This window comes from Aeromonas sp. Y289-2 (genome assembly GCF_027705925.1).
In the GTDB taxonomy this organism is placed as follows: Bacteria; Pseudomonadota; Gammaproteobacteria; order Enterobacterales; family Aeromonadaceae; genus Aeromonas; species Aeromonas veronii.
In genome coordinates this window covers 25,817-39,114 of the sequence record NZ_JAPDCH010000007.1, presented here as the reverse complement: position 1 = coordinate 39,114, position 13,298 = coordinate 25,817, and the positions used below count along the sequence as shown (strand labels likewise).

The window sequence follows — 13,298 nt, the reverse complement described above, 5'->3', positions numbered from 1 at the left end:
CATTCGGGCTCTCTGTCCGGGTGATAGCCTTTACAACCATTGTTACAGGGGAAAGATGGTGATTTTCCGGCATCGGCTTGCCCGATGATCTTTCCCATTGATCCGGAGTGTGTATGAGCCGACTTGCCTTGCTGCTGTTGCTGGCGGCGTTCGGGCTGGCAGCCAAACCCTTGTCCCCCGAGCAGTTGGAAAATGAACTGGGAGGGATGGAGCGGGTCTATCAGCCGATCGAGTTGCTGCGGGAGCGCCTTGCCCGTTTGCAGCGGGACGGCAACGCCTATCCGCCGTCGCAGCAGATGCGGATCAGTCGTCTGGCTTGCTGGGCTCAATCGGCCGATGACATGCAGGAGTCCCGTACCGCCATCGCCAATGCGGAGCGGATGCTGGCCATTGCGCGCGAGCAGGGTGATGACGCCGCCGTGGCGGAGCTGACGATTTGCCGCGGCTGGTTCAATCAGCTGCTCGGCGAGGTAGCGAAGGCTCGTCACGATTACGATGAGGGGCTGCGGCTGGCAAGAGAGGCCGCCTTGCCAAAGCTGGAGGCGCTGGCGCTGGCTCGCCGGGGGGCCATGCTGTCGTTTCAGGGGGTCTCAGGCCAGGGGCTGATGGATCTCACCAAGGCGCACAATATCTATGAGCAGCTGGGGTTGCCCACCTGGTATCACCAGGCGCAGCTCGAGATTGCAGCCACATTTCGTCGTATGGGCCTCTATGCCGAAGCGCTCGCCACCCTCAACCGGTTGAGCGAGCATTTTGCCAGAAGTCACGACGGGTTTGGCTCGGCAAGGTTAAGTGATCAATTGGCTATGGTCTATCTGCAGACCAGGCGTTATCAGGATGCGCTGGGCGAGCTTGAACGCAGTGCGGCCTTTTATAATCAGCCTCAATATCTAATTGAGCATGCCGAACGCATGGTGATGCAGGCCGAGGCTTTGCTCGGGCTGGATCGCCCCGCTGATGCGGGACGCTTGCTGGCACAAGCGGCGAAGGTGCTCTCTCCCGACGTTGACCCCATCCTCCATGCGCATCTCGAGCTGGTGCGGGCGAGGCTGAGAGTCGAACAGCAGGAACCGGCGCCAGCCTTGCGTGCGCTTGAGAAGATTGAGCCGATTTTGAAGGTAGAAGGGCACGTACGCTTTTTGCTCGAGCTCTACTGGGTGCGCAGCCGGGCGCTCGAGTTGCAAGGCGATTATCCGGCGGCGCTGGCCGCATTGCGGGAGCATCTGGTGCAGGAGCAGCGGCTCGATCAGCTGTTACGGGAACAGAGCACGGCCTGGGTTCGCGGCGAGTTCGAGCTGGCCCGTCAGGAGGGGGAGAACGAGCGACTGCGAGTCGAGCAGCGACTGCAGCAGCAGGAGCTGGAGCAGGTCAAGGAGCGTCGTTTCTGGCTGCTGGTGGTGATGGTGCTTTGCGGGGTACTGGCGCTGCTGACGATGGGATGGCTGCTTGATCGCAACCGTCGGATGCGTCGTCTGGCCTTTACCGATGAGCTGACCGGCATCAACAACCGCCGTCGGGTGCTGCGGCAGGGCAGTGATATGTTGGCGCTGGCTCGCAGGCAGGGCACGCCATTTTGTCTGCTGGTGTTCGATATCGATCACTTCAAGCGGATCAACGATACCCTGGGACATCATCAAGGAGACAGGGTGCTGCAATGGGTCTCTCGGGCGGCAGATCGACAGCTGCGGCACCAGGATCAATTGGGGCGTACCGGCGGAGAGGAGTTCTTGATCCTGCTGCCGGATACCAGCCTTGAAGAGGCGTGCCGGGTGGCAGAGCGGATCCGTCACTCGGTCGCCAACCGGGCGCTGCCCGGCATGTCGTACCCGGTAACCATCAGTATCGGATGTGCATCTCTGCGAGACGATGATCAGGATCTGGCGGCCCTGATCCAGCGTGCCGACAATGCGCTGTATCGTGCGAAAGAGGCGGGGCGCAACCGGGTGGAAACAGATAACTGACGGGCTGGGTATTGTCATTCACCAGGGTGTCATCGCTATTCGGGAGCACACTGATACGGCGATGATGCTCGTCCCCTGCGCTCGTTCTTGCCTGAGATGGCAGATTGGCAAGCGCGAGCGCAGAAGACAGTTAGAAGGGCGTTATGCCCAGGCGCTGCCGCCATTGAGGTGAAGCACCTCACCATTCATGTTGTTGTTGCTCATCAGGAACAGCGCGGCCTGTGCATAATCCTCTCCCTCTCCCAAGCGCTTCAACGGCAGGCTTTGCGCCACGGCCGCCACTTTTTGTGGGTCATTGCCCAGCGCTTTAAGCAGCATGGGAGTGCGCATGGGGCCCGGGTTGATGACGTTGATCCGACGGGGGGTCAGCTCAGTCACCAGACTGTGAGCCAGCGTTTCAACCGCGCCAGCTGCAACGGCAGGGAGTGCCTTACCTAGTTGTGGGCGGCGCGTCACCATCCCGGACGTGAGCACGATGGAGCCGCGTTCGGACAGTTTGGGTGCTGCGGCGCGGATCGCATGAACACTTCCCCAGAAGCGGCTGTCCATGTTGATTTTCAAGTCCTCGATGGCTGCGGTGAGAAAGCTGCCTGGTCGCATGACGGCGGCGGTGATGACGAGATGATCCAGCGAATCCAGCTGGCTGAAAAAGTGATTGACGGAGTCGACGTCGAGAATATCCAGTTGATGGCCACTGGCATTTGGGCCCAGTTCAGCCAGTGCAGTGGCAAGCTGCTCACGGCTGGAACCGCCGATAATGACCTTGGCGCCTTGCTCGATCGCTTGTTGGGCGGTGGCCAGGCCAAGACCCGAGGTACCACCGATAATGACGATCTGTTGATTGTGCAGGGTGGAATGTTTCATGTAATGACCTCTCCATTATGTAGATACGATTTACATATTTGTAGCTGGATAGGGAAAGTCCAAGTATGAAAATTTATCAAGAGTGGTTGTTGCTGGCATGGGGAGGGGGCCAAGTCCACGTGGTCCGGATGCTGCCATCCGATTCGGAGTGTTTGATTTTCTGTTCAGTTGGAACCTGTGGAACGGATGAGCGGCCAAATTATCATCTCTTGTCAGGCTGGGTATTTTTCACTCGCGCGGGTATAATGTCGCGCAATTTTGCTTTGACTCAGGCGAGAAGACCCATGTAACGCAACCCTCCTCCCTCTCTCCACCAGGTTGGCAATACGCCAGCTGGCGTGGCTTTCGTTGCGTATACATGTGCCGTGAGCGGCATTCCGGATTTATTCCCACGGTGGCTGATGCCACCGCTCAATAGAAGAACGTTGAATTATGTCAGCTGAATTTCTGAGTGAAGTCTCCAAGAGACGCACTTTTGCGATCATTTCGCACCCGGATGCGGGTAAAACCACCATCACCGAGAAAGTCCTGCTGTTCGGACAGGCCATTCAGCGCGCCGGTACCGTCAAGGGCCGTGGCTCGGGCCAGCACGCCAAATCCGACTGGATGGAGATGGAGAAGCAGCGTGGTATCTCCATCACCACCTCGGTGATGCAGTTCCCCTATGCCGATTGTCTGGTCAACCTGCTCGACACCCCGGGTCACGAGGACTTCTCCGAAGATACCTACCGTACCCTGACCGCGGTCGACTGCTGCCTGATGGTCATCGATGCCGCCAAGGGTGTTGAAGACCGGACCCGCAAGCTGATGGAAGTGACCCGTCTACGTGATACCCCCATCCTCACCTTTATGAACAAGCTGGACCGTGAAGTGCGCGATCCGATGGAAGTGATGGACGAGGTGGAGCGCGAGCTGAAGATCATGTGCGCCCCCATCACCTGGCCTATCGGCTGCGGTAAATCCTTCAAGGGGGTCTATCACCTCTACAAGGATGAGACCTATCTCTATCAGAGCGGTCAGGGCCACACCATCCAGGAGAAGCGTGTAGTCAAGGGGCTGAACAACCCGGATCTGGATGCCGCCGTCGGCGAAGATCTGGCCCGGCAGCTGCGTGACGAGCTGGAACTGGTGCAGGGCGCCTCTCCCGAGTTCGATCACGATGCCTTTATCGCTGGCGAGATGACCCCGGTCTTCTTCGGTACCGCACTGGGTAACTTCGGTGTTGACCACATGCTGGATGGCCTGACTGACTGGGCGCCGTCTCCCATGCCGCGCAAGGCCGAGAGCCGCGAAGTGGTGGCAACCGAGGAGAAGTTCTCCGGCTTCGTGTTCAAGATCCAGGCAAACATGGATCCGAAGCACCGCGACCGTATCGCCTTTATGCGTATCGTGTCAGGAACTTACTCCAAGGGCATGAAGATGCGCCATGTGCGTATCGGCAAGGATGTGAACATCTCCGACGCCGTGACCTTTATGGCCGGTGACCGTGAGCAGGCGGAAGACGCCTTCGCTGGTGACATTATCGGTCTGCACAACCACGGCACCATCCAGATCGGTGACACCTTCACCCAGGGTGAAGATCTCAAGTTCACCGGTATCCCGAACTTTGCACCGGAACTGTTCCGCCGCATCCGCCTGCGCGACCCGCTCAAGCAGAAGCAGCTGCTCAAGGGGCTGGTCCAGCTCTCCGAAGAGGGCGCGGTGCAGGTGTTCCGTCCGCTGATTAGCAACGATCTCATCGTTGGTGCGGTCGGTGTGCTGCAGTTTGACGTGGTGGTTTCGCGCCTCAAGAGCGAGTACAACGTCGAGGCCATCTACGAGGCGGTCAACGTCTCCACCGCCCGTTGGGTGGAAGGGACCGACGTCAAGAAGTTCGAAGAGTTCAAGCGCAAGAACGAGGTCAACCTGGCCCTCGATGGCGGTGACAACCTCACCTATATCGCACCGACCATGGTCAACCTGCGCCTGGCCCAGGAGCGCCATCCGGACGTTGAGTTCCGCCAGACTCGCGAGCACTGATAATGGTTTGTTTGCCTGTTGGCAGATAATCAAAGAGACCCCGCTTCGGCGGGGTCTCTTGTTTTGTGCCGTTTTGCCTGTTTAAGGAGGGATGCAGGGGGTAATGGTTCAGCATATACCAGTCGCAAGCAGCCCTCACCCTAGCCCTCTCCCAGAGGGAGAGGGAACCATCAGAGGTCAGCCTGAAAGATCGCGGAAGTGTTTTTACCCCCTTCTCCCCTTGCGGGAGAAGGGTTGGGGATGAGGGGGCTACCCCAGTGTCAGCACCATACAGATCTCGCAATCCCCGTGGCCGGTGCAGCCAAGGGGGCTGGGCAGGTGTTCAAAGCCCAGTGATTCGTAGAGGCTGGTGGCCTCGCGCAGTACTTCGGTGGTCTCCAGATAGCAGCGCTGATAGCCCAAGTCACGAGCGGCATCCAGTGCCTGCAATACCAGCCGCTTGCCAAGGCCCAGTCCGCGCAGGGCGGGCATAAAGTACATCTTCTGCAGCTCGCAGACTCCCTCTTCTCCCGCCAATGGCGCGATACCGCCACCGCCGAGGATGGAACCGTCAGGTCCTTCGATGACCCAGTAGCGACTCTTCTCCCCCTTATAGCTCTGGGAGAGGGTATCGAGATTGGGATCCGAGACCCCATAGCCCTTGTCTGCGGTGAGACCATATTCGGCCGATACGGCGCGGATCACCAAGGCGATCTGGGCATTGTCCGCCGCCGTGATGGGGCGGATCTGGTAACCCCGCTGGCGGCGGGCGCGGGAGAGGGCGCTGCGATAGAGCCGCAGCCCTTGCCACAACTGCTCCCGCTCGGGCAGGCTCAACTGCGCCAGCATCTCTTCCATCGCCCCGTCCATCTCCCGGTGCAACTCCAGCAGCATCCCCTGACCGTTGACGGTGAGGCGGGCCTCCTTGCTGCGGCCGTCGGAGGGGTGCGGGTGCCAGCTGATGAGCTCCCGCTCGGCGAGGCGTGCCAGCGGACGGCTGGCGTTGGATTTGTCGATGTGCAGCTTTTCTGCCAGCTGCTGGTTGGTGGCCGGGGCGTTTTCCAGCTCGATCAGCAGGTGAGCCTCGATGGGGGTGAGGGCCAGATTGCCGCACTGCTGGGAGAGCATGCCGAGTTCGCGAACCAGATCGCGCGACAGGGCGCGCAGGGGACGGGGATCCATATCGTGGGTTCCTTTTTAGTTGTGCATGACAACTAAAATAGCGTAAAAGTTGTAATTCGCAACCTTTTGCTGTGATGACTTGCAGAATATGAGGTGAGCGGCAGCCCCGTTGATTGGGCTGCCGCAGGTGGGGCGGTCGTCAGGCGGCGGCTCTGATAGCCAGCTCCGGGCGGCGGGAGAAGCAGCGGGCCAGCAGCAACATGGTGGCGACACCTATGGTGCCCAGCACCAGCCAGGGAAGGGCCGGTTGTCCCTGTTGCAGCGAGAAGTCATAGAGGGAGCCACCGCCCACGTAGCCGGTCATGCCTCCCAGCGCCAGTCCGAGGCGGCTGAAGCCCATGTAGCTGCCGCGGGCTGTGGGGTTGGCAAGCCGGGTCATCAGGGTCTCCCGGGCCGGTTCACAGATGATGATCCCCAGATAGAAGCAGGCCAGCAGTACGAAGATGCCGGAGAGGGTGCTGACGAAGGCGACCAGCCCGATCCCTACCGTCATCAGCAGGATACCCGCCATCAGCCGGCTCTCCAGCCGATAGCGCCGCTCGCTGAAACGGGCGATAGGGTAGAGCAGCGCCAGTGACAGCGCCGTTTCCAGGCTGTACATCCAGCCCACTGCCGTGGTGGTGCCGGAGAGCTGTTTGACCAGAATGGGGAAAATCAGCATCACCTGTACCCACAGCATGTAATAGCCGCTTAAGATCAGCACCAGTCGGCAGAAGGCGCGATCTGCCAGTACTTGTCCCAACCCTTCCCGCATCGGAGTGGGTTTGACCGAGAGGCGGTAGGCGGGCAGCAGGGTCCAGTTGCACAGGGCCGCCAGGGTGAAGAGCCCGGCACCCAGCAGGCAGACGTAGGTGAAGTCAAAGCGCAGCAGCCAGCTGCCTAGCAGGGCACCGGTGACGGCTCCCGCACTCTCCAGCATCATCAGCAGGGAGATAAAGCGGCCCCGTTCATGGGGACGGGTGAACTTGATCACCAGTGCGGCCCGGGGTGGGTCGAACAGGCAACCGCCCAGTCCGGAGAGGAAGCAGGAGAAGATCAGCATGGCGCCGCTGTCGGCCCAGGCCAGGGTGGCGAAGCCCACCGCCCGCAGCAGCATGCCGGTGACAATGAGCGGGCGGGCGCCAAAGCGGTCGGCCAGCGAGCCGCCGAAGATCCCCAGCCCCTGCTGGGTCAGCTGGCGCAGGCCGAGGGCCAGCCCCACCAGACCGGCCGCCCAGCCGAGTTGATCGACGAAGCGCAGGCTGATCATCGGCATCACCACAAAGAAACCCAGGATCACCAGTGTGGTATCCAGCGCCAGAAACCAGCGTCCCCAAAACCTCGCCCTATCGACCATAACGCCCTCTCATTCACAGATACCTTCATTCTGGAGAGGGTTTAGATATAGTGGTAGACGACAACTACCTATATTTCATATCAGGATTATTTATGTCTATGGATCTGGACGATCTGCAACTGCTGCTGGATGTGGCCGAGCTGGGCAGCTTCAGTCAGGCGGCGGCCATTCGTGGCTGGTCACAGCCGCTGGTGAGCCAGCGGATTGCCCAGCTGGAGGAGAGCCTCGGGGCGCCGCTGTTTCAGCGTCATCGACGCGGGGTGACGCCGACCCGTGCCTGCGAGGAGTTTCTCCCTGCCGCCCGCTCGGCGCTGGCCACTCTGAGCGAAGGGCGGCTGGCACTACAGGGGGCGCCAGCGCTGCCTTGTATCCGTCTCTCCAGCCTGCCATCCCTCACTTCGGTGGTGTTTGGCTCGCTATTGATGGAGCTGGTGGATGAGCCGTTCGAAATCCGCTGCACCACGGATCACTCCGGCGAGATCATGCAGTCGCTGCTGACCGGGGAGGCCGATATCGGCTTTGTGCTCAAGCGCCCGCCGGTTGCTGGCCTGCAGATGGAGCTGCTCTGCTGCTCCCCTATCATCGCTATCGCCTCGCCATTGCATCCGCTGGCCGGTTGTCACGGCCTCACGCTGGAGGATATTGCCGACCAGCGGCTGGCGCCTCAGGTATGGGGGCCGGGGTGTGACGTCTTTATCCAGCAGTTGCGGCGGCTGCGGCGGGACGCCAGCCCCCTGCATGCGGTGCAGCCCGCCAGTGCAGCGCGGGATCTGGCGCTGGAACACGGGTTTATCACCTTGATGCCGGAGCTGGCCATCAAGCGGGATCTGGAGGTGGGGCGGTTGGTCAGGCTCGATGTGCGCAATCTGCCGCAGGAGCATTGGGATGTGATGATGGCGTGGCGCGGTGGCAAGCGGCCCAACCTGGCTCGGGAAACCGTGTTGGCCACCGCCCGCACGCTGGCGAAACGGTGGCGCAATGAGTAGAACGATGCGGGACAAGGCCCGCATCGGGTGGCTCAGTAGCTGGCCTTGAGGGTCACGCCACTGAACGCGGAAAACCCTGACAGCTGCACATGCCAGGTGCCCGCCTTGGGATTGGTGAACGAGCAGCTTTCGTTATTGCCCCCCTTGTAGGGGCGGCAGTCGTAACTGCTGCTGGTGGGGGCGCTGCCAAAGCGGACGTAGAGGTCGGCATCTCCGGTGCCGCCACTGCTGCTGATCTGCAGCGACCTGGTGCCCGCCGGTACGTTCAGGGTGTAGTTGAGCTTGCCACCCTTGCTGGCGGCGAGGTTGCTCACCGGCACGCCGTTTTGCAGCACGTTGTCGCTTGGTGGCGGCGTGGTGCCGCAGCTGGCATCGACCCCGACGGTCTGGAAGGCCCGTGCCACATCCGCCTGACTGTAACCCAGGTCGGCGGTCGCCCGGCTGACGCCGCAGGCCCCTTGCTGGTAGTTGGTGTTGGCGCCCCAGTAGAGGCGGTTGGCCAGCAAGAACACTTCAAATGCCTTGCGGGTGTTCCAGCCGCTGCTGGTGGCGAGCAGGTAGAAGGCGCGGTTGTAGACCCCGGAGCTGTGGTGTACATCCATCCCCTCCTGATAATCCGCGGCATGGCCGATGGATCTGCCATCCCGGGTCGGATCCTCGAAGTAACGCAGGGAGCCGTTGCCCTTGAATATCTGCGCCCCGACCAGCCAGTCGTTGCTCCCCTTCATGTAGAACTCGGCCGCTTCCCCCGCCATATCGGAGAAGGCCTCGTTGATGCCGCCGGATTGTCCTGAATAGATCAGCCCGGAGTTCTGCTCGGTAAAGCCGTGGCTCACCTCGTGGGCCGCCACATCGAGGCTCACCAGCGGGTGGAAGGTGGTAGCGCCGTCACCGAAGGTCATCTGGCTGCCATCCCAGAAGGCGTTCTCGTAATTCTTGCTGTAGTGAACCCGCATCTTCAGTTTGAAGGTGAGGGGCGCCGTGTTGTACCAGTTGCGGTACATGTCGAACACCACGTTGCCGAAGTAGTGGGCGTCGTTGAGGGGCGAGTAGGCACCGTTGATCTCCTTGACCCGGTTCTCCGGGCAGGTGAACTGGTGGATGGCCCCGCCGGAGGTGGCGTGGTTGAGGTTGATGGTATCGACGTTGGGGCTGGTCATCCGGCAGTTGTCATCGACGATGAGTGGGCCAAAATCGGTGCCGTAGAAATATTTGCCGGTCTTGATGTTGCCCCCCGGGCCGGTGGCGTCCTTGTGGTTGATCCCCTCCCAGCGTTTGAGCTCCTCACCGCTCTGGGCATCAAGAATGACAAAGGGGCGGCTTGGCTTGTCACCTTCGGCGATGAAGGAGACCTGATAAACCAGCCGGGCCAGCCCGTTCTCATCCTGCATCACATAGAGTTTGACCTGCTCGTTACTCCCCTTGCTGCCCGCCTTGGCCTTGCTGGTTGCATCCTGTGGCGAGAGGGTGGCGGCCGGGCTTGCCAAATCCTGATCGATCTGGCGCAGCATGCGCCCGCTGGCCTGTTGCAGCTGGCCGTTCAGGCTCTTGTCAGCCACGATGACCTGACCCATTACCGGGATGCCGTTCCAGACCTGCTCGTAGCGGATCCGCTGCTGGCCGTTGGGCAGCTTGACCACCCGCACCTGACGAAACTCGCCATCTTCCAGCTGCAAGGTACCACTCGCGGCACTGAGGCCGGTCATGGCCCGGATGCCGTTTGCCGTTACGTTGATCTCTACCTCTTGTGCCGCCAGTGCGGCACTTCCCCAGCAGGCCAGCGCAACGGCCAGATAAATTTTATTCATCTCTTCTTTCCTTAAATCGATGAGGTTGATAAACCGACCGAAGGTCGGGCGTTTTGAAGCTAGTGCCGGTGGGGGAAAGTGCCCCCTGTCAAAAGTGACAGCGCAGCACAAAGGGGTAGCAGGATCTGCCAAAGTGCCGTTTGGGGGCATTCTTCGGCGCCATGTGGAGAGCATTATCCGGTTTCAGACACCCACCCTCCTCTTTTGAGGGAGGAGAGAACGCACGCTGTGACCCTCTGCGATACCTGCCGGAGGGGAGGCGTAAAAGTGGCTGGCGCGGCCAGTGACGATTGGCTACATTGGGTGCTGGTTCGCGATTTGATCACTGATTTGAAAGGAGAATCCCATGTTTTCATGGCAGTTGGACGACGAGCTTGCGCTGCTCTTCTTGCAGCCCGATATGGCGAGCGAACTGTTTGCCCTCTGCAATGACAACCGGGAGTACCTCTCCCAGTGGCTACCCTGGCCGCCACTGATCCAGCGCCCCGTCGACAGCGCCCTCTTCATTCGCAGTGCCATCGAGAAGTTCGCCCGGGGTGAGGGGCTCACCACTGCCATCGAGTATCAGGGGGAGGTGGTGGGGGTCATAGGTTACAACAGCATCGATCATGACCTTGGCAAGGTGGTCATCGGTTACTGGCTGGCGGAGCGCTGGCAGGGTAACGGCATCATCACCCGTGCCTGTCAGGCCCTGATCCACCACGCCTTCGAGGAGATGGGGATGGAGAAGGTGGAGATCAGCGCCGCCACCGATAACGAGCCCAGCAGGGCTGTTTGTGAACGGCTCGGGATGCAGCTGGAGGGGGTGACCCGGCGCGCAGAGCGGTTGGGCAACCGGATTGTGGACCATGCCCACTACAGCTTGCTGCGCGATGAGTGGCTAAGACAGAGGGAGTCCTGATGGCGCTGCCACATATCAAGACGGCCCGCACCCACCTGACCATACTGTCGCCGGATCAGGCCCCCATGATGCTCGACTTCTACCGGCGCAACCGCGCCCATCTCGCCCCCTGGGAGCCGCTGCGGGACGAGCACTTTTACACCCTCTCTTACTGGCATGCCCGGCTGCAGGACAGCTACAGCCAGTTTTTCAACGGCACCGGCGTCAATCTGGTGGCCCTCGATCCGGCTGGCGAGCGGGTGATCGCCACCTGCAACTTCAGCAATATCCTGATGGGGGTCTTCAAGGCGTGTCATCTGGGCTACGCCATCGACCAGCAGCATCAGGGACAGGGGGTGATGAGAGAGGTGCTGTCAGCCGCCATCGACTACCTGTTTCGGGAGCACGATCTGCATCGCATCATGGCTTGCTATATGCCTGCCAATCAGCGTAGTGGCGCCTTGCTGGAGCGGCTCGGCTTCGAGCGGGAGGGGTTTGCACGGGCGTATCTGATGATCAATGGCCGCTGGGAGGATCACATCCTCACCTCGCTGATTAATCCGGCTCCCTGATCGTCAGATAAAAAAACGGGCCCGAAGTTGCCTTCGGACCCGTCTTCGAATGAGGTGCAGGCTTAGTTGGCCTTGGCATCGCTCACTGCAGCTTCAACCTTGGTAGCGGCTTCGGTAGCAGCTTTTTCTACGGTTGCAGTCGCTTCGGAGGTGGCCTTCTCTACGGTAGAGGTGGCTTCGCTAGCGGCTTTTTCTACAGTGGCAGCAACTTCGGCGGCCGGAGCAGCAGCAGGAGCGGCAGCTTTTTCTTCTTTCTGACCGCAAGCAGTCAACATCAGACCCAGGATACCGGCTACCAGTACTTTGTTCATGTGCATTCCCTCAAAAAAAGATGGAGAGATGGTCTGTGCAACCATCACAGCGCCCACCGTTGCCCGGTATTGAAACAAGAAGCCGGGAGGCAGCAGGCGGGCGCAATATAGCCCCATTAGTTACCGATGAAAACGGATATCACAATGACATTTTTTCGTGCCGTGGATAAAAAGCTCCACTGCAACGACTGATATCAATACAAGATGCCGTTAAATGGCACTAATTGCACAATAAAACACCACTTTACTGCCATCTTGTGGCGGTTTGACAAGGTCAAGGTTGGTCAATAGCGGCCGATGACCCGCACCTTAGTCAGACAGCTTCTGACAGGGCAGCCGTTTTCCCTCAAGGTGGCTCTGACGGGCCAGATCCAGCAGCGCCATCACCGCCAGCGCTTCACTTGCTGGCACCGGGTTGCTTCCCTCGCCCTTGATGGCGGCGCAGACACCGCGATAGTAGGCGCCATAATCCCCCGCCTCACCCACCACGCTCTGCTGCTGTAACTGGCCATCGACAATGCGGCTGAGCTGACCGGGTTCACTATCCATGCCCCAATCCGCCGCCGGTGGCCGCAAGCCCTGCTTGAGCTGATCTTCCTGCACATCCATACCGAATTTCACGAACGATCCCTGGCTGCCGTGAATGACAAAGCGCGGCATGGTGGCCGAGACCAGACAGCTGCCATGCAGAATAACCCGCAGAGCACCGTAACCCAGCACCACATGGAAGTAGTCGTCCGCCAGTGCGCCGGGGCGCTGCTCGGCCAGATCGGCCTGCAGCCAGTCCGGCTGGCCGAACAGCTGCAGCGCCTGATCCAGTACATGGGGGCCGAGATCGAACCAGAGGCCGGAACCCGGGCCACCCGCTTCGCGCCAGCGCTGGCGCACTTCGGGGCGATAGCGATCGAAGTGGGATTCGAACTGGGCGATCTGCCCCAGCGTCCCTTCGGCAATCAAACGGCGCATGGTAAGGAAATCCCCGTCCCAACGACGGTTGTGGAAGATACTGAGCAGCCGCTGCTGCTTTTCGGCCAGCTCGACCAGCGCTTGCGCCTCGGCCAGATCCAGTGCAAAGGGCTTGTCGATCACCACATGTTTGCCTGCCAGCAGCGCCTGGCGGGCGAGGGGGGCATGGGTGTCGTTGGGGGTGGCAATCACCACCAGATCGACGGTCTCATCGCTCAGTACCTCCTCCAGTGAGCCGACCCGGCAGCCGGGCAGATCGGCCTGCACCTTGGCGGCATCGCGGCTCACTACCCAACTCAGGGACAAGCCCGGCGTGGTGGAGAGGAAGGGGGCGTGGAAGGTCTTGCCTGCAAAGCCATAGCCCACCAGGGCTGCGTTGAGAGTGTGGCTCATCGGGAGTTCTCCGCTGACATCGAGTGAGTGGGGTTGCCATC

Annotated in this window: 11 protein-coding genes; 5 read left to right on the top strand and 6 right to left on the bottom strand. The window is 60.6% G+C overall.

The genetic code is table 11. The annotated features are described in order from the left end of the window. Positions 1 to 113 precede the first annotated feature (113 nt). Positions 114 to 1,961 carry a tetratricopeptide repeat-containing diguanylate cyclase gene (locus OKC43_RS12110; RefSeq protein WP_236271903.1) on the top strand — a complete coding sequence of 616 codons (1,848 nt, stop codon included), beginning with the start codon at positions 114 to 116 and terminating at the stop codon, positions 1,959 to 1,961. 141 nt (positions 1,962 to 2,102) lie between these two features. Here the strand turns inward: OKC43_RS12110 and OKC43_RS12105 are convergent, their stop codons facing one another. Then, positions 2,103 to 2,825 carry an SDR family oxidoreductase gene (locus OKC43_RS12105; protein ID WP_139402495.1) on the bottom strand — a complete coding sequence of 241 codons (723 nt, stop codon included), beginning with the start codon at positions 2,823 to 2,825 and terminating at the stop codon, positions 2,103 to 2,105. Positions 2,826 to 3,254: 429 nt separating this feature from the next. Here OKC43_RS12105 and prfC point away from each other — a divergent pair, with 429 nt between their 5' ends. Further along, positions 3,255 to 4,844: a peptide chain release factor 3 gene (gene prfC / locus OKC43_RS12100; protein ID WP_085942070.1), complete on the top strand. Its 1,590-nt coding sequence runs from the start codon at positions 3,255 to 3,257 to the stop codon at positions 4,842 to 4,844. A gap of 249 nt (positions 4,845 to 5,093) precedes the next feature. On the opposite strand, the gene OKC43_RS12095 is transcribed toward prfC, so the two are convergent. Together OKC43_RS12095 and mdtH are read right to left on the bottom strand one after the other, a co-directional pair. Next, entirely contained in the window at positions 5,094 to 6,005 is a 912-nt protein-coding gene (locus tag OKC43_RS12095; protein WP_159158193.1) for a bifunctional helix-turn-helix transcriptional regulator/GNAT family N-acetyltransferase, read from the bottom strand. 139 nt (positions 6,006 to 6,144) lie between these two features. Continuing rightward, on the bottom strand, positions 6,145 to 7,341 hold the full coding sequence (gene mdtH, locus OKC43_RS12090; protein WP_005340523.1) for a multidrug efflux MFS transporter MdtH: 1,197 nt from the start codon (positions 7,339 to 7,341) through the stop codon (positions 6,145 to 6,147). 92 nt (positions 7,342 to 7,433) lie between these two features. Between mdtH and OKC43_RS12085 the strand changes: the two genes are divergently transcribed. Further along, a complete protein-coding gene (locus OKC43_RS12085) occupies positions 7,434 to 8,327 on the top strand; it encodes a LysR family transcriptional regulator (RefSeq protein WP_236271902.1) in 894 nt (297 codons plus the stop codon). 32 nt (positions 8,328 to 8,359) lie between these two features. Here the strand turns inward: OKC43_RS12085 and OKC43_RS12080 are convergent, their stop codons facing one another. Then, positions 8,360 to 10,135: a M4 family metallopeptidase gene (locus OKC43_RS12080; protein WP_236271901.1), complete on the bottom strand. Its 1,776-nt coding sequence runs from the start codon at positions 10,133 to 10,135 to the stop codon at positions 8,360 to 8,362. Positions 10,136 to 10,481: 346 nt separating this feature from the next. Here OKC43_RS12080 and OKC43_RS12075 point away from each other — a divergent pair, with 346 nt between their 5' ends. Together OKC43_RS12075 and rimJ are read left to right on the top strand one after the other, a co-directional pair. After that, positions 10,482 to 11,036 carry a GNAT family N-acetyltransferase gene (locus OKC43_RS12075; protein WP_005340529.1) on the top strand — a complete coding sequence of 185 codons (555 nt, stop codon included), beginning with the start codon at positions 10,482 to 10,484 and terminating at the stop codon, positions 11,034 to 11,036. Further along, positions 11,036 to 11,587 carry a ribosomal protein S5-alanine N-acetyltransferase gene (gene rimJ / locus OKC43_RS12070; RefSeq protein ID WP_139436559.1) on the top strand — a complete coding sequence of 184 codons (552 nt, stop codon included), beginning with the start codon at positions 11,036 to 11,038 and terminating at the stop codon, positions 11,585 to 11,587. The genes OKC43_RS12075 and rimJ overlap by 1 nt, the downstream gene beginning before the upstream one ends. A gap of 62 nt (positions 11,588 to 11,649) precedes the next feature. Here the strand turns inward: rimJ and OKC43_RS12065 are convergent, their stop codons facing one another. Together OKC43_RS12065 and OKC43_RS12060 are read right to left on the bottom strand one after the other, a co-directional pair. Continuing rightward, a complete protein-coding gene (locus OKC43_RS12065) occupies positions 11,650 to 11,898 on the bottom strand; it encodes a hypothetical protein (protein ID WP_005340533.1) in 249 nt (82 codons plus the stop codon). A gap of 309 nt (positions 11,899 to 12,207) precedes the next feature. Continuing rightward, positions 12,208 to 13,257: an oxidoreductase gene (locus tag OKC43_RS12060; RefSeq protein WP_270659302.1), complete on the bottom strand. Its 1,050-nt coding sequence runs from the start codon at positions 13,255 to 13,257 to the stop codon at positions 12,208 to 12,210. Positions 13,258 to 13,298: the final 41 nt, after the last annotated feature.